The sequence below is a fragment of the Extibacter sp. GGCC_0201 genome (assembly GCF_017566055.1).
GTDB lineage: Bacteria > Bacillota > Clostridia > Lachnospirales > Lachnospiraceae > Extibacter.
In genome coordinates this window covers 1-226 of sequence record NZ_JABFCH010000145.1, presented here as the reverse complement: position 1 = coordinate 226, position 226 = coordinate 1, and the positions used below count along the sequence as shown (strand labels likewise).

Below are 226 nucleotides of genomic sequence, written 5' to 3'. Positions count from 1 at the left end.
ATTCAAACGAACCGTCCTCTTTTGATTCTCCAAACCGGTCAGACGCATTGGTTGGATGAAATGCCGTATAGATCTGTACATTTGGCGCTATCAACGCATTGTTTCCAATTCGTATCTCATTGTCATCCAAAAATGTGCAATTCATATTTACTTCACAATTATTACCAAAATAAATATTATTGCCATAGTCTACATAAAATGGAGCTGTAATCCAGAGATTAGTTCC

1 pseudogene is annotated in these 226 nt (G+C 36.3%); it reads right to left on the bottom strand.

The features are described from left to right. Positions 1 to 226, bottom strand: a pseudogene (locus HJV72_RS20435) (sugar O-acetyltransferase); the annotation flags it as partial.